Origin of the sequence: Paraglaciecola marina (assembly GCF_004360155.1) — a bacterium.
In the GTDB taxonomy this organism is placed as follows: Bacteria; Pseudomonadota; Gammaproteobacteria; order Enterobacterales; family Alteromonadaceae; genus Paraglaciecola; species Paraglaciecola marina.
On sequence record NZ_SAIS01000030.1, the window covers coordinates 1 to 21,934 of the forward strand.

Consider the following 21,934-nt stretch of genomic DNA (forward strand, 5'->3'; position numbering starts at 1 on the left):
ATCACTTCAGTATTTTCATTTACTGTTAGATTAGGTCCTGCTTCTACAGTGGGTAACTCATTTAATCGTAGTACATTTATTGTGACGATATCAGAACTAGTACCGCCGTCATTATCTGTTACCGTTAAAGTAAATTGTAGAGTCTCATCAGATAATAAATCTGGTGTTACGAAAGAAGGATTACTCAGAGTCACATCAGATAAATTAACTGAAGTGCCCATGTTTTGAGTCCAACTAAAACTTACAATACTTCCATCAACATCAGATGCTGTGCCACTTAAAATAACCTCTGAGCTCTCATTAACTGTTTGCTCTAATCCTGCATCTACTTCAGGCAAACTATTAACATTTTTGTTATTTAAGCCTCCAGAATTGCTTCCTCCACCACATGAAGAAATCATTAGACTGAACAACAATAAACGGCCTATTTTAAGCCTATAAAAGCTATCCATTTCTTATACCCTAGTATGTTGGTTTGTCTAATTTTTATTCTGTGTTTTGAAACTTATAATAAAGGTCAATTTTTAGCAATATCAACCTTTGCATAAACCTAAATAACTCACCCTTGTTATTAATACATATTAAACTCAAAAAATAAAATGGCTTTAACTTAGCAGTTAATGGAGCACCCAAACTCCCCTTTTCTATTAATAGCATAGCGCTAACCATGGTAGAAAAGTTACATTTAAAAGGTTATTTGGTACTACAGTTAACCATGGTTTCTACAATACACTCTATAAACCACTGCACAAATCAAACAAACAGTTACCGGAAAAAGTAGTGCATAAAAATGATATTCCGCATAACTAATAGTACCCACAGTTCCACCTATAACAAACCCTAAAATAATTAGACTGAATAATTTAGCCTTACGAGTGTCAAGAGGTTCTCCCCTTAAAACGGCTCCAATCATAATACCTAAATCCGTAAAGATCCCCGTAACATGAGTTGTTCTAACTACCGCTCCACTGTATTTAGTTGCCAAAGCATTTTGTAAACCACAGGCAGTAGAGGCCAAAAAGTGACCCAAAAAGGACTCATTAAGTAATGAAGTTAATGCACCTAACAACAAAATGGCTTCAATAAATAAAGCAGTATCGTAGTGCTTGCCCAATTTTAAAGTCGCGCCATGTAAAAGAAAACCAGCCAAGGCAGAGCCGATTAGGAATGACAATAGTATGCCAAGTAAGTGAAAAACTTGTTGCAAGGACCCATTAGCTAAACTTGTCCCCAAAAAGGTAGCAGTACCGGAAACATGTGAAACAGATTGATGCTCAAAACTCAAAAGCCCGATAGCATTTACAAACCCAGCAATTAGCGCCAAAACAAAGGCCCCAACTTCAACCCATTTAGGCAGTTTCGAAATCAATTTTGTAACTTCCTTAATAATCTCAATTTAATAAAGTAATCGGAAGGGCACCTTAAATTTTTCCATTATTATTTTCCCCTTGGTAAATACACTCATAATTTACTATTTACACACTTCGCCATCTTGAGTTTGATCAAAAAGCTCTTAAAATATTCTATCCAATTATTTTTAATTAAAAACTACTCTGCTATTAATCAATATCTGGATACAAGCCAAATTTTATATGCAGCGTGTAGCAAAGTATTTGATATTGATACTTTAAAGCCACCTTCATGATACTAATCGCATAATGGTTTATTTATTTATTACCATTAATTACTTTAGAGCCAGTTAAACAATACTACTGATTACAAATAAAGGAAATATTCATGAAAATTCAAGCACCTACTAAGTCTTACACTCTAGCCTCTATCGTTGCTTTAATTATCGGTGGCGCCGCCTATGGAATAGGACTATTTAACGCAGAAATGGCCCTGAATGAAAAAGGCTATTACTTGGCTATAATTTTATACGGGTTGTTTTCTATGGTGTCATTGCAAAAAACAATTAGAGATAAAGCAGAAGGGATCAGTACCTCGAAAATCTATTATAGCCTTTCTTGGGGATCGGCTGGCATATCAGTTGGGTTACTAATAATCGGTTTAATTAATGCGGATTTATTACTCAGCGAAAAAGGTTTTTACGCCATGGCCTATGTATTGAGTTTATTCGCAGCTGTTACTGTTCAAAAGAATGTTCGCGATAAACAAGCCTTCGAACCTGAAATAAATAACACCCCCGATATATTGCAGGAAAAGCAAGTTTCACAATAGCAAACTCCCATAAAAAGAGGACTTTAAAGTCCTCTTGAGCTTTTTCAGAAACCTTGCCTCAAACTGCTTAAATCAATTTCACTGTAAAACTTTCATTACCAAAGTGCACAATATCACCGCCCATAATTTTCTTACGTCGCCTAGTTTCTACAACGCCATTTACTAAAACTTTACCGTCATCAATTACCCCTTTAGCTTCGCCACCACTAGACACCAAAGCCTCAAACTTAAGTAATTGATATAAAGCTATAGGTTCATCGTTAATTTCAATAATTTTCATTGGATAGTCATGTCTAATTGTTTTAAATAAATTTACTCTATCGCCAATAACAATTACAGTATTTAGGTATTTTCTATAGAATATATATTCTTCCTAATACCATTATATTTGATCCACAGAGCAACATAAATGAAACTGTTAATTAAGCTTATTCGTAACCTACTAGGTAGTATTATTGCTGTCATTGATTTAATCACCAGAGGCCCCAAAAAAACACGCACACCAGAAGCTCAACAAAAAGTAACGCATGAAATACAAGGCCTATCTCTTTACCAATTCTTTGCATGTCCATTTTGCATTAAAACCAGAAGAGTGATGCACAAACTTAATTTACCTATAATTCGACGAAATGCTTCGAAATCACCCTATAGAGAGCAGCTTTTAGCAGAAGGTGGGAAAATCCAAACTCCTTGTTTGCGAATTGAAGATGGTGGAAAAGTTGAATGGTTATATGAATCATCTGAAATTATTAAATACTTGGAAAAACGTTTTTCTTAAAATACCAAGTAATTTAAATGAGACTCAAAATCAGCGACTAAAGTCGCTGTTTTTTTATATTATAAGTGCACTTCCCCACTTCTAAAAAACTCCAATTCCGTTATTGTATAAAACAAACAGATACCACTCAAAACTCTGAAATTATTTATTTTATAATACTAAATCAAATACTTCTCATTAATTCAATTTATAAATAAAGCCAAATAAAACATAGAAGCATTAAGTGGCTTTAGTAAATAACTATCAATTAGTAACACCTAGTTTAAATTGGGCGCTCTACCTTGTTCATCGAGTTTTTGCCCTTTAACAAACAGAGATATCCGTCGACATAATATGTAAAACACTGGGGTAAAGAGCAAACCAAATAAGGTTACCCCTAACATACCACTAAATACAGTTACCCCCAGCGCTCGACGCATTTCAGCCCCCGCGCCGGTTGCGATAGCTAAAGGTACCACCCCTAAAATAAATGCAAATGATGTCATTAGTATTGGACGTAATCTTAACTTTCCAGCGTCAACCACAGCTTTGTACATAGGTACACCCTGTTGTTCGAGGTGACGGGCAAATTCTACAATGAGAATAGCGTTTTTACTGGCTAAGCCTACCAAAACAATTAACCCAACTTGAGTCAAAATATTATTATCCATATCTAACAACCATACCCCAGTAATAGCACTTAGCAAACACATCGGCACTATTAGGATGACAGATAAAGGTAACGTCCAGCTTTCATACAATGCCACCAATAATAAAAACACAAACACGACAGCTAAAACGAAGGCAATGATTGCAGTATTACCCGCCTGTTGTTGCTGATAGGCAAGTTCTGTCCATTCAAAGTCAATACCCGGCGGTAATATCTCTGCAGCAAGCTTTTCCATAGTGGCAATCGCTTCACCCGAACTATAGCCCGGTGCGGTATTACCTAGTAAATCTGCAGCCGGATACAAATTATATCTTGGCACCCTTGAAGGCCCTGAGCGATATTCAAACGTCGCCACTGAACTTAAAGGCACCATCAACCCATCTTCATTACGAACTCGAATACGCCCTATGTCTTCAGGTGTCATTCTATACTGAGAATCTGCCTGAGCCGTTACTCTGAAAGTTCTTCCTAGATAACTAAAATCATTAACAAAAGCACTACCAAGATAGACCTCTAAAGCAGAAAACACTTCAGACACAGGTACACCTAAACGCTCTACCCTTTCTCTATCGATGTCTACATATAGTTGTGGAGTATTGGTTTCAAATAGGCTGAACACTTGAGTAGTAGCGGCGGCTTGGTTAGCAGCCCCGGCAAGTTGCCACATAGATTGTTCTAGAAACGGTAAGCCATGGCCTACTCTGTCTTCAATCATCATTTTAAAACCGCCGCCATTACCTATGCCTCGCACTGAAGGCGGCGGTATAACCACTATAAAGGCTTCTTTAATTTGTGCCATTTGAGCTTGAACATCAGCGTATATTTTTTCGAAGGTTAGTCCTTTCTCTGCCCTATCTTCAAAGTATAACATTTGAGTAAATATCGCCGCAGAATTAGACGCACTGGTAAAAGTAGCACCTGAAAACCCAGCAAATGCGACTGACGTACGAATACCCTCAACACTAAGTAAACGGTCTATCGCCTCTTGAACCACTTCATCGGTTCGCCCTAAAGACGCCCCCGCAGGTAACTGAATGCTAACAATCACATAACCTTGATCCTGTTGCGGAATAAAACCTCTGGGCACAGATGAGAACAAATACCCAGCCAAGACCATTAAACCTACGTAAACCAAAATCACTAACGGTATTAAACGAATAAGCTTACCTGTGATAAATCCGTAACCTTGAGACAACTTATCCATAAAATGATTGAAACTATCTGCAAGGGTTGTCGTAATACCGCGCTTGCTTGTTTTTTCACTGTCTTTTTTATGGGCTTTCAGCAAAACCGCAGACATGGCAGGGCTGAGAATAAGAGATACTGAAACTGAAATCATGGTGGCTATGGCAATAGTAATACCGAACTGGCTATAAAACTGACCAGATATCCCACCAATAAATGCTGTTGGCAAAAATACCGCAACCAGAACCACACCAATAGCCACAACTGCGCCACCTACTTCTTTCATGGTTTCTCTCGCCGCTTCTATGGGCCCTTTACCATCGGCAAGCAAACGTTCCATATTTTCAACCACAACAATCGCATCATCTACTACTATGCCTATGGCCAACACTAATCCGAAAAGCGTTAGATTATTGAGAGAAAAACCCAGGGCACTCATAATCGCAAACGTACCAATTAATGAAACCGGAATAGCAACAACGGGTATAATCGCAGCGCGCCAACTTTGTAAAAACACTATGACCACTAAAACCACTAAAGCGATGGCTTCGTATATGGTCATTTTAACCGCATCTATTGATTGGCTAATAAATTCAGTAGGGTTATAAGCAATTTGATAAGCTAAGTCTGGTGGAAAGTCCTGTTCAAGCTCTTCCATTATGCTTTTTATGGTGTCAGCTGTTTCCAATGCATTGGTGCCTGGTCGCTGGAATATGGGGATTGCTATGGCCTTTTTATCACCTAGATAACCACGGGTTGTATAACTCTCAGCACCTAACTCAACGCGACCTACATCTCTAAGTCTAACAATTTTACCATCCGTATTTTTGATGATGACATTCTCAAACTCTTCAGGCTCCTGTAATCGCCCTTGGGTTTGAACTGCTAATTCAAATGCTGTCTGCCCCTGTAAAACAGGAGATTGATTCAAAGTACCACTAGAAACCTGTATATTTTGACTTTGTAATTGTGCAACAACTTCAGCAGCCGTCATACCTATTGAGGCGATGCGATCGGGATCTAACCACACCCGCATAGAATATTGACTAGCTCCAAAAATCCGTAGGTTTCCTACTCCCTCTACCCTCGAAATCCTGTCTTGAATTTGTAGCGCAACATAGTTTGCTATATAGGTTTGGTCATAAGTACTATTGGGCGAGTACATGTTAACTACCAGCATTAAATCTGGAGAGTTTTTGGCTGTGGTTATCCCTATGCGTTTAACAGGCTCAGGCAATCTAGGCTCTGCAATCGCCACTCGGTTTTGTACCTGTACTTGCGCTTTATCAAGGTCTGTCCCTAATTTAAAGGTAACAGTAACTGTTACTGTGCCATCGGCGGTAGACTGTGACGATAAATAAAGCATATCTTCAACACCATTGATCTGTTGTTCAATGGGTGTAGCAACAGTTTTTGCAGCGATTTCTGCGTTTGCACCTGGGTAAGATGCCGTAACTTGAATAGTTGGAGGAGCAACTTGTGGATACTGCTCTATGGGCAGTCCTAAATATGCAATGCTGCCTATTATCATCACCATTATGGCAAGTACAGAGGCAAACTTGGGGCGGGAAATAAAATATTGAGTAAAATTCATGGGTAACCCTAATTACAAGTCAAACTGTTTACTGATATCGACAACATTAGGCGAAACAGAGGCTCCGGGGCGAGTACGTGCGAAACCGTTAACGATTAATTTATCTTCCGAAGTGATACCCGACTTGATGATCCTTAGCTCTTGAGTGTGTAATTTCCCTAGGGTTACATATTTTCGCCCTACCTTATTATCGCCATTAATTACCGTTACGTACTTACGGGATTGATCTGTACCAATAATGGCGTCGGGCACTAAAATTACGTTGGCATTTTTTGTTTCAATTAAGCTAATACGAGCAAAAAGCCCAGGCAAAATAAACCCGTCTTTATTATCAAAAATGGCTCGTCCTTGAATGGTTCCAGTACTGTCATCAACTTTATTATCGACAAAATCCATCACGCCAAAATGACTAAAACTATCTTCATCTTGTAAACGAACTTTGACCTCATTTGGATAGACTCGAGAGCTTTTTCTGTTGTCAGATTGAGCAAGGCGTAAGTATTTAAGTAGATCTCGCTCACCGGCCTCAAAATAGAAATGAATCGGGTCAACCGAAACTACAGTAGTAAGAAGTGTCGTACCAGAAGCACCACCAGTTACTAAGTTACCTTTATTAACCAAATCTCTAGAAACCACCCCATCAATTGGTGATTTAACTTCTGTAAACTCTAAGTCTAATTTTGCGTTATCAAAAGCGGCTTTAGCTAATTGATACTCAGACACTCGGCGGTCTGACTCTTCTTGTGAAATAGAGTTATTACTTTGTAACTCTAAGCCTCGCTTGTATTCTTTTTCAGCAATATCTAAATTTGATTGAGCGCTTTGTAAATTAATTTTAAATGGTCGCTGATCAATAATAAATAACACATCACCCGCTTTAACTTGCTGTCCGTCTTCAAATTTTATTTGATCTAGATAACCGCTCACGCGAGCTCGAATTTCAACATAATTAACAGCTTCAAAACGCCCCGTATAATCATCCCAAATATCAACGACCGCACTTATGGGCGTGCTAACATCAACCTCAGTTAAAGGGCGAGGTTGTTTTGGTGGTTCATCTTTATTACAAGCAACTAAAAACAAACTCGCGGTAATCGCCGCAAACGCATAAAAAGACCTAAAATTTCGAATAGGCATAACTGACCCTGTATGTATGTGTGTTTAAAAAAATACTCTTTTTGTCTTACATATTAATGAAATAAAAAGTTCAATAATATGTAAGGCACTAAAAGTTTTACCTTTGGAAATGCCTAATTGGGGTTGAAACTTAAAAGCCAAGAAACAAGTACAAAATTTGATAGATGCAGCACTTGTACTCGTTAATCTATCAACAAACTAGTTTTTGTACCTATTGATCATTACGTTTTGCATCTACAGAGTAGGAATCATATTCCTTGAAGACAATTAATACTAATGAAGCAAATAATAATGTTGTAGATGGGAAAAAAGTCAATTTGGCTGAGTCAGCGATGTACTTCCCAAACGGGTCGATTATATAGGGTAAAATTGGTAATAACCCCATAACATACCACACAAGTTGACCATAATAAGAAATACGCCTAAACAAGCCAATAACAACTAAAGCTCCTATTATTACTTGCAAAGAACCCAAGCCAAGATTGATTAAATCACCACTTAATAAACCATTGTAATATTTGTCAGAGACAGCATTAGCCTTATCTGTTGCGGCTAGTTTAACTGTACCCCAAAAAATTAAATATAAACCAGTGGAAACCCTAAGTAATAATAAACTGATCGCCTGCATGCTATTCCTTTCTAAAATTTAAATAAACAGTGAAAGCTTAAAGACCAGATAGTATCTAATAACCTTTCGTCAAAATAAAAATTATTAACGATTAAGTTGATTTACTTTCTGCGATTTCTATTAGAAGTTTTATTATTTCGCCCCTTAAAAGGTTTGCTATGTGCTTCAAAGTTACCATATAGATCATTATCACTTTCTTTTTGTGATATCTTCGGTTTTTTCTTAGATGGTGCAAACCCCGATACAAGTTCTCGTTGCAGTTTTTGCCCTATAAAATTTTCAATAGACAATAGCTGCTTAGATTCTTCTTCGCTAAATAATGTAATGGCCATACCAGACGCCCCCGCCCTGCCAGTCCGACCAATTCGGTGTACGTAATCTTCAGCCACAAATGGTAAATCGAAATTAATTACACAAGGTAACTGACTAATATCTATTCCCCTTGATGCTATATCTGTGGCAACCAAAACAGATAGCTTGCCATTTATAAAGTCACCTAACACTTGAACTCGGGCGTGCTGGCTTCTATTAGCATGAATTGAGGCAACATTAACCCCTGACGTTTCTAACTTTTGAACTAGTAAATCGGCACCATGCTTAGTGCTAATAAACACAATTACTTGGCGCCATTGGTGTTTATTTAACAGATGACTTAACAATTTTGCCTTATTATTCTTATCAACTGGGTGTATTAGTTGTTTGATATTACTAACAGTGCTATTCACCTTATTGACTTCAATCACGTTAGGTTGATTAAGTAAACCTGTAGCTAGACTAGTAATTTCTTTAGAAAATGTCGCAGAAAACATTAAGGTTTGATACTTTTTAGGTAAATGCTTTTGAATTTTACGGATATCGTCAATAAACCCTAACTCCAACATACGATCTGCTTCATCTAATACTAGGGTTTCTAGTTGCTGAAAATTCACAGCTTGCTGACGATAAAGATCTAACAAACGCCCTGGAGTAGCAACTAGCACATCTACGCCATCCCGTAACTTCGCTATTTGAGGCTCAATTCGCATACCCCCATATACGCCAGTGATATTGAGATTCAAATCACAGCCATAAACCTGAAAACTTTTAGTCACCTGTGCTGCTAACTCTCTTGTAGGCGTAATCACCAAAGAACGTATATTTTTAGGAAGTACCACTTGGCTAGCTGACATCAATTGCAAAATTGGCCATGCAAAAGCACCGGTTTTACCTGAGCCTGTTTCTGATATCACTACCAAATCTTCACCCTTGAGCACTACAGGTATTGACTTGCGCTGAACTTGAGTCGGGCTAGAATAACCTAAGTTTTCTGCGGTTTTTGATAACACATCACATAAGCCTAAATCGACAAATGACATTAAATTTCCTTAGGAGATATTGCTAAAATTGGTTAACACCAATAACTTATTAAAACTTTAAATAATGAGTTAACTGATATGTTTTAAAAGCATACTAGCTGAAATAGGTGGAATCTGTTGCTCTGGTACTCTAGATCTATTTTGTAAATTAGTAATCAGAGCACACATTTTTTCATTAACAGGGCAACTAATACCCAGTTTTTTAGCATGTCTTAGCACGGCACCATTTATATGCTCAATTTCAGTTATTTTACCTTGTGATACATCCCACCACATTGAAGACCTAACCTTAGGATCTATTTCTAACATTTTATTGGCTACACGGTTAAATATAAAGTTTGGTAACCCAAGTATGAAAGGTATTTTATGTACCGAAATTGCAGTGATTTTTGGAAGGTTCAGGCCTAAACCGTCAGTAACATTAAGGAGTTCTGTCATTAAAAGTCCAATAACTTTTCAATAACTCCTTTGCTGTAACATCGCTTTAACGGGAATGTCAGCTAAAGCATTAACACTGTTACCTAAGTTCAATTGTAACTTAGCCCACAATAAAGCATTCATGTATTGGGTACTAGTTATAGGCAAGATAAAAGATTGTAGCTCATTAACTAATTGAGTTACTTTGTGAGCAGTATCTTTAGTTTGTTCTATGGTTACAGAGCCCTCTGACCCACGATGAAATTGACCTGGCTGTGATTCTACAACATTAAAAGGCACCATAACTCTCAATACCTTGTTATTTGGATAGGCATTTTTGACAATAGCATCTGATCCTAACCCATTTTGACAACACAGGATCAATGTATTTGGATGCACCCATGGCTTCATATCTAGCACTGCTTGGTCTATACCTGTGCACTTTACTGTTAACCATAAAATATCAATTTTAGACTGCGACTTTTGAACCTCTCTATTTAGTAAATTATCAATACAGCTTATAGATACTGTGGATTTATCATTTCCTTGATAATCTGTAAGGCGTATGCCTGAACTTAAACCTAGTTTGATTTTAGGCCGACAAACCAGTGAAACTCTCTTTCCAAGAATGTTCAAGGCTCCACCGATATAACATCCAATCAAACCTGCACCGAATATTAGGTGCTGCTGGGATACATTTGACATCAAGGAAACTAACTCCACGCTACTTTAGTAATTAGCTGCAGACTAACATACGGGTATATCTATGATTGTAATATCCTTTACAATATCTCAATATTATTTACTCAGTCATTTAAAGCTAAGATAAAATCAGCTCTAGATACCTAGGCAGTAATCTTAGTAAACTTCAACAAATAGTGAATAGATGAACAAACAAAGTGTATTAGTTTTGGGTTATGTGTGGCCAGAGCCCAACTCATCCGCAGCAGGCAGCCACTTATTAAGCCAACTAAAACTATTTTTAAAACAAGGGTGGCAGGTGACCTTTGCAAGCCCTGCACAAATGGGTGAACATAAAATTGACTTAAACCAATTTGGAATTGAACAAGTTCATATCAAAATTAACTGCAGCAGTTTTGATGAATTTTTGCTGGAGCTTTCCCCAACTATCGTATTGTTCGACCGTTTTATGTTAGAGGAGCAATTTGGGTGGCGAGTGGCGAAGCATTGCCCCACTGCACTAAGAATTTTAGATACAGAAGACCTGCATTCCCTACGCAACGCTCGTCACCAAGCTCTTAAACATCAATCTAAAGTAGACCTTAATAGTGAGATGGCAAAACGTGAAATTGCGGCAATATTTAGATGTGACTTAAGCCTAATTATTTCTGATTACGAACTTGAATTACTCAAGAATTATTATGGTGTGCCGCAACACCTATTAATACATTGCCCCTTTATGTTAGAAGCCACAACTTTAAGTAACCCAGGTGATACTTTTATTAGTCGCCAACACTTTATCAGTATTGGCAACTTTCGCCATGAACCTAATTGGGATGCTGTATTATGGTTAAAACAAAAAATATGGCCATCTATTCGTAAACGGTTACCTAAAGCAGAGTTACATATTTATGGGGCCTACCCTCCTCCAAAGGCCACACAATTACATAACCCTAAACAAGGTTTTTTGGTTAACGGTTGGGCGAGCGACGCAAAACAAGTAATGCAGCAAGCGCGAGTCTGTTTAGCACCATTACGTTTTGGGGCAGGAATAAAAGGTAAGTTAGCAGAAGCTATGACTTGCGGCACACCAAATGTCACCACACAAATTGGTACAGAGGGTATGCAGTTTGGGCAAGCTTGGCCAGGCTTAGTTACAGACCTAACTCAGTGTGTAGATTTAAATTATGCTGCTGAACAACTAGCAAACAACGCGGTTAAACTTTATCAAGACCAAGTCCTATGGAAAAAGAGTCAAGAATTAGGCTATTCATTATTAGCTCAAAATTTTGATACTCAAACCATTGAAAATAGAGTTATGGCTAAAGTAGAAGAGGCACTAAATGATTTAGGAGAACATAGAAAGAAGAACTTTATTGGTCAAATGTTACAACACCATCATTTGAAAAGTACTCAGTATATGTCTCAATGGATTGAAGAAAAAAACAAATAAGCATTCGCTCTGAACGCTTATTCACATGACTATGAGTTTAGTACTAATAACCTAGCGATAAAAAGCCTCTACCTCACCTTTTTGAGTCATAAGTAAAGGTTGGCCTCGTCGATCTAACGCTTTAGGAGAAGGTATTTTAATCCACCCTTCGCTAATACAATACTCTTCGACATTAGTACGTTCTTTGCTATTCAAACGAATACCAATTTCATATTCAAAAAAACCTTCATTATAGAAAGGGCTTCGGGAGTTGCTGGAAAGGCGATCAGGGAGATCAGGGCGAGTAGGAGTGTTCATGTGTATTACCTAAAGTAGAAAATCACGCCATTGTAGACATAATAACTACAGTGCTCAAGTAACTAAAACACACCTTTGTTATAACTCAAGCATAGGAATGAAGTCTCTGTGTGACCAACCAATCAATTAAGTTTGGATCTAGAAAAAAGTTTTCGCCGACCTCATGCCCCACACCACCTAGCTCTTTATAAATCACATTACCCCCGGCATCTTGAATTGCTTTAACATTTTGCCGCGCTAAAGCATTGGTACTAATATGGTCGTCTGACCCTTGATACATCCATATATTCATTTTAGCTAGTTTTGGCGCATCACTTGGGACTATCACTGCTGACCCTGCCGAGGCAGCTATCGCTGAAATTTTATTAGAGTGTTGTGCGCCATATCTCATAGCACCTTCACCTCCCATAGAATGTCCAGTGAGACTAACTCTTAATTTGTCAATATTGTAATTGCTTAACACATATTGAATAGACTCAGTTAAGTAATCTGACACATTAGGAGCTGATTCTGTGCCAAAGGTACTTAACCTCCAATTCGTTTGAATTGGTTTGGCAGGTATATGAGCCCACACTTTATCCCCTAAACACAAAGGTAATAAAACGACAGCTGGAAACTCTTTCTCATACTCATTAATCGCTAAACGAATCAATTGATGATTAGCGAATCGAATATCAGCATCACAAAATCTCTCGCCTCCACCATGTAAGTAGACAATTAAGGGCCACTCCTTAGATGGGGAATAGCCTTTTGGAATAAATAAACCGGCAGTTCGTTCTACACCTTTTAGGTTAAAAGTAATTTTCTCAAAGTTCACCCCTCTAGGTGGAACCCCTTTTGAAGGAACCAAACTATAGATCAATGGCGTAATTAACCTTTTTATATTTCGAAAAATCCGTCCCATTACCATTCCGTATTAACCCTTATACAATCTCTCATCTGTTGTTTTGCCACCGCAGCTAGCAATATTTTATTACAATGTTGTATTACTTAGAGTCAGCCACTTAATTACTCATTTTTTACATTTAAAAAATATGTGTTCCATTTTGCCAAACATCCCAATTTTTAACTATTCGGTCGACTACTAGACTCCCTACTAAAACGATGTTTTCTAAGGTTTCTGTAAACCCTCCAGCGGTTTCACCGGGTGCAGGGTCAAGGTGCTCTAAGGTATTTTCGTTTTTATGCCCTTGATCAAAATTAACCGAACCTCGTAAACTTAAAATACGTTCAATGCCATGTAGCCGGCTAATCACCTGTGTTATCGCTGCAGCCTCCATTTCAGTGGAAGTATAATCATCTGCGCCATACAGCTCTGCTATATATTGAGCTTCTTTTGATAAACCAGGTCCGTGAAAAAACGTGTCCCCTGTCATATGGGTACCAACCAAAACTTTTGGTGAACGCCTAGCTTGAGGTTGAGAATAACGCATACGATAAGCCTGTGCTGAAGCTGAATCTCTTAATTTTACCTTAGAAGTAAGATTATATGCCCACTGAACCAACTCATTGTTCAATTGATAAAGCCTAATATTTTCATATCCTTTGCGAGGCATAAACACTGGTGCGCCAGGCTCTCCTTCTTCAGGTGCCCAGCGATGGCCTAGATCGTAATCGATTAACCAACTCCCCCAAATTACATCAGCTATAGTGCCTTTATTCGGAGGAGTCCCCCCCACACCACTTAAAACAAAATAAGCTTTATCAAAATTAAAGTTGGAATTAAGCAATATAGCTTGCATTGAAGCAGATGACGCGACTTTTCCCATGCCTAAAACAGCGCCGCACACCCCTGACTTATTACAATAAACAGGCCGGTGGGAACCTCTAACTTCAATGACTTGAGACTCTGAAAAATACTTTTGATACCAAAATTGGAATTCGCCTGGTTTATCACCCGTATTTGCACCAATTTCGAACATGGCTGCTACAAACACTTTAACGTCTATCGGCTTTTCATCAGCTCGGCTGATACTGCAGCAAAATGCATAAACAAAAGTACAGCCAATAAACACTATATGCTTAATCAAACTTTCTACCTTTGTTGTTTTTGTATGTCATTTAATAACTTACCGCTTTAGATACTTTTTGAAGATTATTAGTAAATTCCTGAGGCTCAAAAACTAGCGGTAACTGTACTAATTTGTTGGCATTGTCATCCAACACTAACAGTGTTGGAAAGCCTACTACATCATAGGTGTTGCGAAAATCTAGCCCTTCAGGTGTTTCGTATTCAATACGTGCAAATACATAATTCTGTTGTATCTGAGCCTTAACTATTTCACTGCTGAATATTTCTTTATCTAGTCGTCGACACGTTGGGCACCAAATAGCAGACATATCAGCCAGTACTAATTTTTGGCTACTTTTTGCAGCCTCTAAAGCATTATGCAATGACATAATATCAAGGCCTGTAGCGGCTATAGCAGATTGTCCAAGGTAGCTCTGCACCGTTTTATTAACCCAATAACCAGCAACAGATAACACAACAATAACGGCGCAACCTATGCCGAACTTTTGCAGTAAAGGCCGCTGTGTTTGTTTTGATGGATGAATTGACATCTAGTACTCCGGATTCATTTCTCGTTTTTTGAGTCGGCTTTACAAAAATCAAAAATATTATTTACCACAGCTTTAATACCATTGGCTCTAGAATCACTTAAATACCGAGCTAAACCAATTGAACGTAGATGCCCATCTAAATCAAATGCTAAAACTGTGGCAGGTTTTTTACCTTCAAGTGCTTCAAAAATGATAGCCAGTAACCCCCTTACTATTTTACTAGGGGAGTCACCTTGAATCTCTAATACTGTATCATTTAGCAGACACTTCACCCATACTTGGCTTTCACAGCCATACACTTCTAAATCTTTAGTATGTTGCCCTTGTGTTAAGCGAGGTAAGGTTTTTCCGGCTAACATTATTTGTCGGAATTTTTCATCCCAACTTTTAGCGTCAGCAATGGCTTGAGCCAACTCGCCTTGAGTATCAATCTTGGTATCTACTGACTTAACAGCCTCACCTTTAGTAAACAAATGAACACCTGCTTCTAAAGCCTCGACAAATTTATCTAATTCTTGTTCAGTGTTATAACAATGAATTGATACACGTATCGTGCCATTAATACCAAGAGATGCCATTAATGGCATGGCACAGTGGTGACCGACTCTTACAGATATATTCTGTGTATTTAAATAGCTTCCTAAATCATAATGAGTCACCCCACTAACGGTAAAAGAAAAGGTCGCTATTTTATTATTAAGATCGCCCCAAATAGTTAAGCCTTCAATTTTAGATAAACGTTGTTGTAAATAACACTTTAAATAGTCTTCTTGTTTTACAATCCCGTCTCTATGCTCTTGAATAAAAGAAGAAGCGACAGCAAAACCTAGTACACCCGCTATATTAGGAGTGCCAGCTTCAAACTTAAGAGGCGAGCCAAGAAACTCACTGCCTTCAAAGCTCACTGTTTTAATCATTTCTCCACCTGTTTGGTAAGGCGGCATTATTTCCAATAAAGCTAGCTTGCCATAAAGTACACCTACTCCAGTAGGTCCAAACATTTTATGGCTACTGAACACGTAAAAATCACACCCTAACTCTTGTACATCGACTTGTATATGACTAACAGCTTGGGTGCCATCAACAACGGTTAGTGCTCCTACAGCTTGAGCCTTAGCGATAATAAGTTTTACAGGATTTATGTTTCCAAGGGCATTCGATACATGGCCTATAGCAACCAAGGCAGTATTTTGATCAATAACCTCTAAGCCTTTCTTTATGTCTAGCACACCATAATTGGTTATTGGCATAACTTTAATCTGTAAGCCCATTTGTTCCGCCAGTATTTGCCAAGGCACTATGTTCGCATGGTGCTCTAGGGCAGATATAACGATATTTTGCCTTTTTCTAAATGACGCACGAGGGATACAAGCAGCCAATAAATTAATACTTTCAGTGGCTCCTTTCGTCCAAACAATTTCTCTACTATCTGCGGCGTGTATAAAGTTTTGTATAACTGCCCTAGCGTCTTCAAATTTTTGAGTCGTGTCTGACGCCTGTTTATAACTCGATCGATGCACATTAACAGAAGATTGATAGTATTGATCTGTGATATCTATAACGGTTTGTAATTTTTGAGTAGTTGCAGCGCTGTCTAAATAAACCCAACTAGCATTCGCTGAATGTGTAAAAGCGGGAAAGTAAGGCCTGAATGGATTAGGTGACATATTCAATTTCTATAGATGTTTGGTTGTTTTATTATGATTGCCACTTTGCTGTCGAATTAATTCGACCAAAGTCACAATCTTAATATTAGATAATTGGCGATAATCAAAATATGGGCAAACTATCAGCTTTGCCTTAGGTGCAATTGCAAAGTCATCATTAATCCACTCTAGTGATAATCCAAGGCTTTTAGCGTAGGTTTTCCCCATAACTATGTGAATATCATCATTAGATAGTTCAGGGGGTGTAAATAACAAGCTTGTATTTGACGCCGCTTGCAGCAGATACTTATCTCTGAACTCTTGCCAAGTTGCAGCCTTATGAACAGACACTAGGCGCTCACAGTTAAGTGCGAACAACACCTTGGCGTAAACATTAAATACTTTTCGCCAACCATTTCCGCACGTTTTACCTATCGCATCTAACTCTCCGCCCCCCAAAGGAGTTACCTTTTGGGTATCCTGAAAATCTGCAAAATTGGGACGGTTGGCTATATACACCTTAAACTGAGTGTTTATGTCACCAAGGCCTGTGTCCATCATGGAGCCCAATACTTATTCAATGTCGGGTTTTGGCAAGGTTCCTAAATCTTCCTCAATACAATCCAGCATTTCTTGGGCGTCTAGCATAATGCCTTCTTCTTCATCAGCAAGAGGAAAAACCAGCACTAAGGTATTGTTCTTTTTCATGCCTGGTAACCAGGTACCTAACCACTGTGGAAAACCGATTTGTTTCGGTTCACTGGCGGGGTCATCGGCTTTTTTCCAAGCTAAGGCAAACTCTTTGTGGGGCCAAACAGGAAAACACGCATCTTCATCAGCTCTTAGCATCACCCAGCCATTTTCGCCGTAAAGTCCCCATAAGATTTGCGTTTCATATATTTTCTCTAATGCATACTCGAACCTTTGTTCAGGGGACATTTTACTTAAGTCTTGAAATACGTCTTTTGGTAAATCACTCATTATTAAGAGCCTTTCTCAATTACTTTATATTGGCGGTATTTTAACGTGGAAGCGGCATAACTGTCTTGTTTAGTTTTGACTATTTGCAGCCACACTTGGGTTATTTTTGAATTCACTGTGCAAGATAGAATAAACAGCATGATCGACAAATTTGTCATACAACCATTCGCATTCTCGCAAGGTCGCCTCAAAGGTTAACCCTAAACGCTCTATTACGGCCTTACTTTTATGGTTTTGTGTTGCACAGCGAATTTCAATTTTGTGTAACTGCTGTTCGTTAAATCCGTAATCTAATAACTGGTTCACAACCTTAGTGATAATCCCTTTTCCCATGTAAGATTGACATAGCCAATACCCTATTGTGCCCCAACGATTTACATGGTCGAACTGATTAAACCCTGCCACCCCAACCAATTCTTGGTTATATAAAATAACGAATGTTGAGGCCTGGTTATGATTATGTTGATGTATAGCGGTTTCAATAAAGGTTTCCGTATCTTCATAGGTTTTTACCAAGTCAATCCAACCGAGCCACTGTTTTAAGTGCTCTCGATTTTTATCAGTTAGTTTAAATAGTCCTTGAGCATGCTCAGGGCTAATGTGCGTGATTTGGATACTTGAGTTCACCTGAAATTTCATGTTTTAACTGTTTTATATCACCAAAAAAGGCGATGATATTACATTAGCTAATACTTTTTCACGGGATATTTTTGCCGCATATTAATTCTGTAGATGTTCTACGTAAACAACAACAAGCATTATCAACAAAAAATTTTAGAGCTAGAGGCTACAAAGTTACTCGTTGTGATAGATGTTTGATCCCTGTCGATAACTGCATCTGCTCACAAAGACCTACTGTTAAAAGTGAAGCTGCGTTTTGTTTATTGATGTACAAAAGTGAATATTATAAGCCTAGTAATACTGGTAGATTGATTGCTGATGTCATAACTGATAACTACGCGTTTAAATGGGATAGAGTCGCTCCAGACCCGCAGTTTTTAGCTCTGTTAGACAACCCCAATTATGCTCCCATTTTAGTATTTCCTCACCAACATGCTGCGCCAGAAAGATGCATTGATGCCCCCAAACAAGCATTGATTAATCAAACACAAAAAATCCCCTTGTTTATTTTGCTTGATGGCACATGGAGAGAAGCGAAAAAAATGTTTAAAAATCCTTCTTTATCTGGAATCCCAGTATTAGGAATTGAACCAGAAAAAGCCTCTTCTTACCAGTTGAGAGAAGCGGCCCATGAACACCAATTATGTACAGCAGAAGTAGCTGTAGAGGTATTAAAGTTAACAGATGACAAAGCCACAGCTAAAGCATTACATGACTACTTTCAGATATTCAGACGGGCGTATATTAAAGGTAAACCCCATTTAACGTTTGTATAAATCATGCTCCTACAAAAGCAAAATACTTACGGCCTTCGCTACCTGATATGTTGGAATGAACCTTATTCATATGTTTAATTTCTTTCCAGTGATCCAATCGCTTCCCGATATTTAAATGTGGGAACACTTGGTTGTTAGTATGAGGCAAATTTAGAAAGCCAAAAAGTTGCGACATGCTATTGCTGTCAGCTATATCGATGCTAAGCAGATTATCTCGGCCATTGAAATAATCTTGCACGGCATTTTCATGTTGCTGATAACAAGCTTTCAAATCCGTGTAATTTGGCGCAGCAACTGCGTCTATCAGCTTAAATGTCTGCTCAAAACAGCGTTTTAAAATAGGGCTAACATATGTTTGATTGTGGAACGTAGGTATCATTTTATTTAAGAGCATAACAATAGACGGCAACCAAGCATCCAAATTACGCCTTAAATATATAAACTTCGAATTTGGAAACTGCACATCAAGCTGTTTATAATCACAAAAGCAAGGGCAATCAGAAATCACATCAGCCAATTCAAAGGTACGTTTAGTGTAACCAATATGCGCCACCGTAAAGTAATCCAACAAAGCGACACTAATACTCGTTGTGCCAGTTCGAGGTAGGCCTATGATAAAAATTTTACTCACCAAACTTCATTCAAAACACCTTTTATATTGATAGCGCGAAAGTGTAATACACAGACAATTAATTAATATCAAAAATCACACATACCTTATTCCAATAAATCACATCAACTTACCTGCCTTTAATTTGAATCAATGACCAATTACAGGCTATGGTTGATTAACAAATTAATTACAAAACGTATAAGGCTATCTTTTATGAAACTAGAATCTTTAGCATTACATCATGGCTATACCGCAGAAGAAACAACTAAAGCTGCAGCCGTTCCCATTTACCAAACCACATCTTATACTTTTGACAACACCCAACACGGTGCAGATCTATTTGACTTGAAAGTACCTGGAAACATCTACACACGAATAATGAACCCAACAACAGCAGTGCTTGAAGAGCGTGTAGCTGCAATGGAAGGAGGTATTGCAGGGTTAGCCGTGGCCTCTGGAATGTCTGCTATTACCTATGCGATTCAATGTATTTGCACTCTAGGAGATAACATCGTAAGTACTAGCCAATTATATGGTGGTACTTACAACTTGTTTGCCCATGCCCTTCCTAATCAAGGCATTGAAACTCGCATGGTAGCCTATGATGATTTTGCTGGCTTTGAAGCGGCAATTGATGAAAAAACAAAAGCCATTTTTTGTGAGTCAATTGGTAACCCAGCTGGAAATGTAGTTGATCTACAAAAGCTAGCAGAAATTGGGGCAAAACATGGTGTACCACTCATAGTTGATAATACAGTTGCCACACCATTTTTATGTCGACCCATTGAACACGGAGCCGCGATTGTAGTGCACTCTTTAACCAAATATATTGGCGGCCATGGAACATCTATTGGCGGTATAATTGTCGATTCAGGTAAATTTGATTGGGTTGCAAATAAAGAGCGTTTCCCGGTACTGAACCAACCAGACCCGTCTTATCACGGTGTGGTTTATACCGACGCCTTAGGCCCAGCCGCTTATATTGGTCGCTGCAGAGTTGCGCCACTTAGGAACACTGGTGCCGCTATTTCCCCTGCCAATTCATTTAATATTCTTACGGGCTTAGAAACCTTAGGTTTACGAATGGAAAGACATTGTGAAAATGCAGAAAAACTCGCTAAATACTTAAACCATCACCCTAAAGTTAGTTGGGTAAATTACGCAGCATTAGCAGATAGTCGATACAATGCCACATGTGAAAAAATCACTTCAGGCAAAGCCTCAGGAATACTAAGCTTTGGTATCAAAGCGAGTGATAAGGTTGATAGTAAAGTCGCTGGAGGACAATTTATCGATGCTTTACAAATGATTTTAAGATTAGTGAACATAGGCGATGCAAAATCGTTAGCCTGCCACCCTGCATCGACTACTCACAGACAACTTAACCCAGAAGAGTTAGCGGCGGCAGGTGTTAGTGAAGATTTAGTGAGAATATCTGTGGGTATTGAAAACATTGACGATATCATTGCAGACGTCAGCCAAGCCTTAGATGCGGTCCAATAAATTAAACTAAGCCAAATAAAAACCACTTATCGTATTCTTACGATAAGTGGTTTTTATATTAGAGATAATTAAGACGTTTTGCAGGCCAGCTTGTAATAATTATTATTGTTGTAGTCAAACTCCTTGATAACTTTCAATGGGGTTTTTCTAGTGTGAGCTTCGTAAGAACGGGGGTTTATCTTGTTAATAAAGGTTACCAAAATAGGGTAACGCTTAGCCATTTCTGCACGGGCAAACTCAAAAATAAGCTCAAACACGCCTTGCCCTCTTACGGCTTTATCTACACAAACAGGACCATATTGATAAGAGTTATCCTGGGTAACTTCTGTATCTGAACACTTTGAGTCATCTAAGTGCTCAATCATATAAGCAAACATGGGCCACTGGCTCCAAAATTGCCAGGACGCGGCCATTGCATAAGCTACAATTTTGTTATCTACACTGGCAATAAACAGCCCACACTCATCTTTAATTAAACTTGTCAGGTGCGCAACAGTGAATGCAGTGGTAATAAAACCGTCACTTTTATCTTCAGCACTAATAGAAGCTACTTGATACCGAAAATGTAACGCTAATATCTCATCTATATGCTCTAAGGTAGCAACCTTTAATTCTATATTCATGGTACATCCATTATCTAAGATCTATAGTGACTTTATTATTACGTACCGGTGCGATATTTTGAACCTCACTTGCATGTTTTGGCTTAGTTATATAACGTCTTTTATATATCGTAAATTCAAGCTTTTACCTGAATAACCTAATCTCAATTTAACAACTAAAATGACAGACAGAAGTCCTCATTTATAGTGGCAAAAAATACTTACTAACAACTAAAATAGTGATTGTGATAGCTCTGAAGTATTGCAAATCATCT

The 21,934-nt window shown here is 38.2% G+C and carries 24 protein-coding genes; 5 read left to right on the forward strand and 19 right to left on the reverse strand.

All coding sequences use genetic code 11. From position 1 onward, the window contains the following. Together EOK74_RS19145 and EOK74_RS19150 are read right to left on the reverse strand one after the other, a co-directional pair. Window positions 1–452, reverse strand: a 452-nt coding sequence (locus tag EOK74_RS19145; RefSeq protein WP_239024177.1) for a PKD domain-containing protein, incomplete at its 3' end; no start/stop codon positions are given. Between the two features lie 257 nt (window positions 453–709). Further along, a complete protein-coding gene (locus EOK74_RS19150; protein ID WP_133471727.1) occupies window positions 710–1,369 on the reverse strand; it encodes a YoaK family protein in 660 nt (219 codons plus the stop codon). A 368-nt stretch (window positions 1,370–1,737) separates the two neighbouring features. On the opposite strand from EOK74_RS19150, the gene yiaA reads away from it, so the two are divergent. Further along, window positions 1,738–2,181: an inner membrane protein YiaA gene (yiaA, locus tag EOK74_RS19155; RefSeq protein ID WP_133471728.1), complete on the forward strand. Its 444-nt coding sequence runs from the start codon at window positions 1,738–1,740 to the stop codon at window positions 2,179–2,181. A 67-nt stretch (window positions 2,182–2,248) separates the two neighbouring features. On the opposite strand, the gene EOK74_RS19160 is transcribed toward yiaA, so the two are convergent. Then, the gene (locus tag EOK74_RS19160; RefSeq protein ID WP_133471729.1) at window positions 2,249–2,461 is read right to left on the reverse strand and encodes an RNA-binding S4 domain-containing protein; all 213 of its coding nucleotides are present in this window, start codon (window positions 2,459–2,461) and stop codon (window positions 2,249–2,251) included. 129 nt (window positions 2,462–2,590) lie between these two features. Here EOK74_RS19160 and EOK74_RS19165 point away from each other — a divergent pair, with 129 nt between their 5' ends. Next, the gene (locus EOK74_RS19165; protein WP_133471730.1) at window positions 2,591–2,959 is read left to right on the forward strand and encodes a glutathione S-transferase N-terminal domain-containing protein; all 369 of its coding nucleotides are present in this window, start codon (window positions 2,591–2,593) and stop codon (window positions 2,957–2,959) included. Window positions 2,960–3,216: 257 nt separating this feature from the next. Here EOK74_RS19165 and EOK74_RS19170 read toward each other — a convergent pair whose 3' ends face one another. From EOK74_RS19170 to EOK74_RS21135, 6 genes are all read right to left on the reverse strand, one after another. Continuing rightward, window positions 3,217–6,387 (reverse strand): efflux RND transporter permease subunit, encoded by a 3,171-nt coding sequence (locus EOK74_RS19170; protein WP_133471731.1) that lies wholly within the window; start codon window positions 6,385–6,387, stop codon window positions 3,217–3,219. Between the two features lie 12 nt (window positions 6,388–6,399). Further along, window positions 6,400–7,524, reverse strand: coding sequence for an efflux RND transporter periplasmic adaptor subunit (locus EOK74_RS19175; RefSeq protein WP_133471732.1), 1,125 nt, complete (start codon window positions 7,522–7,524; stop codon window positions 6,400–6,402). A 211-nt stretch (window positions 7,525–7,735) separates the two neighbouring features. Further along, window positions 7,736–8,152: a DoxX family membrane protein gene (locus EOK74_RS19180; RefSeq protein WP_133471733.1), complete on the reverse strand. Its 417-nt coding sequence runs from the start codon at window positions 8,150–8,152 to the stop codon at window positions 7,736–7,738. A 101-nt stretch (window positions 8,153–8,253) separates the two neighbouring features. Next, window positions 8,254–9,507 (reverse strand): DEAD/DEAH box helicase, encoded by a 1,254-nt coding sequence (locus tag EOK74_RS19185; protein ID WP_133471734.1) that lies wholly within the window; start codon window positions 9,505–9,507, stop codon window positions 8,254–8,256. Window positions 9,508–9,576: 69 nt separating this feature from the next. Next, complete coding sequence (locus EOK74_RS21130) at window positions 9,577–9,945, reverse strand: ketopantoate reductase C-terminal domain-containing protein (RefSeq protein WP_239024178.1); 369 nt, start codon at window positions 9,943–9,945, stop codon at window positions 9,577–9,579. An 18-nt stretch (window positions 9,946–9,963) separates the two neighbouring features. Next, window positions 9,964–10,629, reverse strand: a complete 666-nt coding sequence (locus EOK74_RS21135; RefSeq protein ID WP_239024179.1) for a 2-dehydropantoate 2-reductase N-terminal domain-containing protein — start codon at window positions 10,627–10,629, stop codon at window positions 9,964–9,966. A 181-nt stretch (window positions 10,630–10,810) separates the two neighbouring features. Here EOK74_RS21135 and EOK74_RS19195 point away from each other — a divergent pair, with 181 nt between their 5' ends. Further along, the gene (locus EOK74_RS19195) at window positions 10,811–12,058 is read left to right on the forward strand and encodes a glycosyltransferase (RefSeq protein ID WP_133471735.1); all 1,248 of its coding nucleotides are present in this window, start codon (window positions 10,811–10,813) and stop codon (window positions 12,056–12,058) included. Window positions 12,059–12,109: 51 nt separating this feature from the next. Here the strand turns inward: EOK74_RS19195 and EOK74_RS19200 are convergent, their stop codons facing one another. From EOK74_RS19200 to EOK74_RS19235, 8 genes are all read right to left on the reverse strand, one after another. After that, window positions 12,110–12,355, reverse strand: coding sequence for a DUF3297 family protein (locus EOK74_RS19200; protein ID WP_133471736.1), 246 nt, complete (start codon window positions 12,353–12,355; stop codon window positions 12,110–12,112). 85 nt (window positions 12,356–12,440) lie between these two features. Then, on the reverse strand, window positions 12,441–13,259 hold the full coding sequence (locus tag EOK74_RS19205; RefSeq protein WP_166638805.1) for a carboxylesterase family protein: 819 nt from the start codon (window positions 13,257–13,259) through the stop codon (window positions 12,441–12,443). 121 nt (window positions 13,260–13,380) lie between these two features. Continuing rightward, complete coding sequence (locus tag EOK74_RS19210) at window positions 13,381–14,373, reverse strand: purine-nucleoside phosphorylase (RefSeq protein WP_420818942.1); 993 nt, start codon at window positions 14,371–14,373, stop codon at window positions 13,381–13,383. A gap of 43 nt (window positions 14,374–14,416) precedes the next feature. Then, window positions 14,417–14,917, reverse strand: a complete 501-nt coding sequence (locus EOK74_RS19215; RefSeq protein WP_239024180.1) for a thioredoxin family protein — start codon at window positions 14,915–14,917, stop codon at window positions 14,417–14,419. A 14-nt stretch (window positions 14,918–14,931) separates the two neighbouring features. Continuing rightward, complete coding sequence (locus EOK74_RS19220) at window positions 14,932–16,584, reverse strand: aminotransferase class V-fold PLP-dependent enzyme (protein WP_133471738.1); 1,653 nt, start codon at window positions 16,582–16,584, stop codon at window positions 14,932–14,934. 9 nt (window positions 16,585–16,593) lie between these two features. After that, window positions 16,594–17,124, reverse strand: coding sequence for a DUF6942 family protein (locus tag EOK74_RS19225; RefSeq protein ID WP_133471739.1), 531 nt, complete (start codon window positions 17,122–17,124; stop codon window positions 16,594–16,596). 12 nt (window positions 17,125–17,136) lie between these two features. Then, window positions 17,137–17,544 (reverse strand): DUF2750 domain-containing protein, encoded by a 408-nt coding sequence (locus EOK74_RS19230; RefSeq protein ID WP_133471740.1) that lies wholly within the window; start codon window positions 17,542–17,544, stop codon window positions 17,137–17,139. A gap of 69 nt (window positions 17,545–17,613) precedes the next feature. Further along, window positions 17,614–18,183: a GNAT family N-acetyltransferase gene (locus tag EOK74_RS19235; RefSeq protein WP_133471741.1), complete on the reverse strand. Its 570-nt coding sequence runs from the start codon at window positions 18,181–18,183 to the stop codon at window positions 17,614–17,616. Between the two features lie 71 nt (window positions 18,184–18,254). On the opposite strand from EOK74_RS19235, the gene EOK74_RS19240 reads away from it, so the two are divergent. Beyond that, window positions 18,255–18,941: a tRNA-uridine aminocarboxypropyltransferase gene (locus EOK74_RS19240; RefSeq protein ID WP_133471742.1), complete on the forward strand. Its 687-nt coding sequence runs from the start codon at window positions 18,255–18,257 to the stop codon at window positions 18,939–18,941. A gap of 1 nt (window position 18,942) precedes the next feature. Here EOK74_RS19240 and EOK74_RS19245 read toward each other — a convergent pair whose 3' ends face one another. Then, window positions 18,943–19,572 carry a sulfotransferase gene (locus tag EOK74_RS19245; RefSeq protein WP_133471743.1) on the reverse strand — a complete coding sequence of 210 codons (630 nt, stop codon included), beginning with the start codon at window positions 19,570–19,572 and terminating at the stop codon, window positions 18,943–18,945. Between the two features lie 195 nt (window positions 19,573–19,767). On the opposite strand from EOK74_RS19245, the gene EOK74_RS19250 reads away from it, so the two are divergent. After that, window positions 19,768–21,057, forward strand: coding sequence for an O-acetylhomoserine aminocarboxypropyltransferase/cysteine synthase family protein (locus EOK74_RS19250; RefSeq protein WP_133471744.1), 1,290 nt, complete (start codon window positions 19,768–19,770; stop codon window positions 21,055–21,057). 68 nt (window positions 21,058–21,125) lie between these two features. Here EOK74_RS19250 and EOK74_RS19255 read toward each other — a convergent pair whose 3' ends face one another. Then, entirely contained in the window at window positions 21,126–21,680 is a 555-nt protein-coding gene (locus EOK74_RS19255; protein ID WP_205964737.1) for a GNAT family N-acetyltransferase, read from the reverse strand. Window positions 21,681–21,934 lie beyond the last annotated feature (254 nt).

What these genes read in the sequence shown, in the direction of transcription:
- yiaA (WP_133471728.1), top strand. Translation starts at nt 1,738, where the DNA reads ATGAAAATTCAAGCACCTACTAAGTCTTACACTCTAGCCTCTATCGTT.
- EOK74_RS19160 (WP_133471729.1), bottom strand. Translation starts at nt 2,461, where the DNA reads ATGAAAATTATTGAAATTAACGATGAACCTATAGCTTTATATCAATTA.
- EOK74_RS19165 (WP_133471730.1), top strand. Translation starts at nt 2,591, where the DNA reads ATGAAACTGTTAATTAAGCTTATTCGTAACCTACTAGGTAGTATTATT.
- EOK74_RS19170 (WP_133471731.1), bottom strand. Translation starts at nt 6,387, where the DNA reads ATGAATTTTACTCAATATTTTATTTCCCGCCCCAAGTTTGCCTCTGTA.
- EOK74_RS19175 (WP_133471732.1), bottom strand. Translation starts at nt 7,524, where the DNA reads ATGCCTATTCGAAATTTTAGGTCTTTTTATGCGTTTGCGGCGATTACC.
- EOK74_RS19180 (WP_133471733.1), bottom strand. Translation starts at nt 8,152, where the DNA reads ATGCAGGCGATCAGTTTATTATTACTTAGGGTTTCCACTGGTTTATAT.
- EOK74_RS19185 (WP_133471734.1), bottom strand. Translation starts at nt 9,507, where the DNA reads ATGTCATTTGTCGATTTAGGCTTATGTGATGTGTTATCAAAAACCGCA.
- EOK74_RS21130 (WP_239024178.1), bottom strand. Translation starts at nt 9,945, where the DNA reads ATGACAGAACTCCTTAATGTTACTGACGGTTTAGGCCTGAACCTTCCA.
- EOK74_RS21135 (WP_239024179.1), bottom strand. Translation starts at nt 10,629, where the DNA reads ATGTCAAATGTATCCCAGCAGCACCTAATATTCGGTGCAGGTTTGATT.
- EOK74_RS19195 (WP_133471735.1), top strand. Translation starts at nt 10,811, where the DNA reads ATGAACAAACAAAGTGTATTAGTTTTGGGTTATGTGTGGCCAGAGCCC.
- EOK74_RS19200 (WP_133471736.1), bottom strand. Translation starts at nt 12,355, where the DNA reads ATGAACACTCCTACTCGCCCTGATCTCCCTGATCGCCTTTCCAGCAAC.
- EOK74_RS19205 (WP_166638805.1), bottom strand. Translation starts at nt 13,259, where the DNA reads ATGGGACGGATTTTTCGAAATATAAAAAGGTTAATTACGCCATTGATC.
- EOK74_RS19215 (WP_239024180.1), bottom strand. Translation starts at nt 14,917, where the DNA reads ATGTCAATTCATCCATCAAAACAAACACAGCGGCCTTTACTGCAAAAG.
- EOK74_RS19220 (WP_133471738.1), bottom strand. Translation starts at nt 16,584, where the DNA reads ATGTCACCTAATCCATTCAGGCCTTACTTTCCCGCTTTTACACATTCA.
- EOK74_RS19225 (WP_133471739.1), bottom strand. Translation starts at nt 17,124, where the DNA reads ATGATGGACACAGGCCTTGGTGACATAAACACTCAGTTTAAGGTGTAT.
- EOK74_RS19230 (WP_133471740.1), bottom strand. Translation starts at nt 17,544, where the DNA reads ATGAGTGATTTACCAAAAGACGTATTTCAAGACTTAAGTAAAATGTCC.
- EOK74_RS19235 (WP_133471741.1), bottom strand. Translation starts at nt 18,183, where the DNA reads ATGAAATTTCAGGTGAACTCAAGTATCCAAATCACGCACATTAGCCCT.
- EOK74_RS19250 (WP_133471744.1), top strand. Translation starts at nt 19,768, where the DNA reads ATGAAACTAGAATCTTTAGCATTACATCATGGCTATACCGCAGAAGAA.
- EOK74_RS19255 (WP_205964737.1), bottom strand. Translation starts at nt 21,680, where the DNA reads ATGAATATAGAATTAAAGGTTGCTACCTTAGAGCATATAGATGAGATA.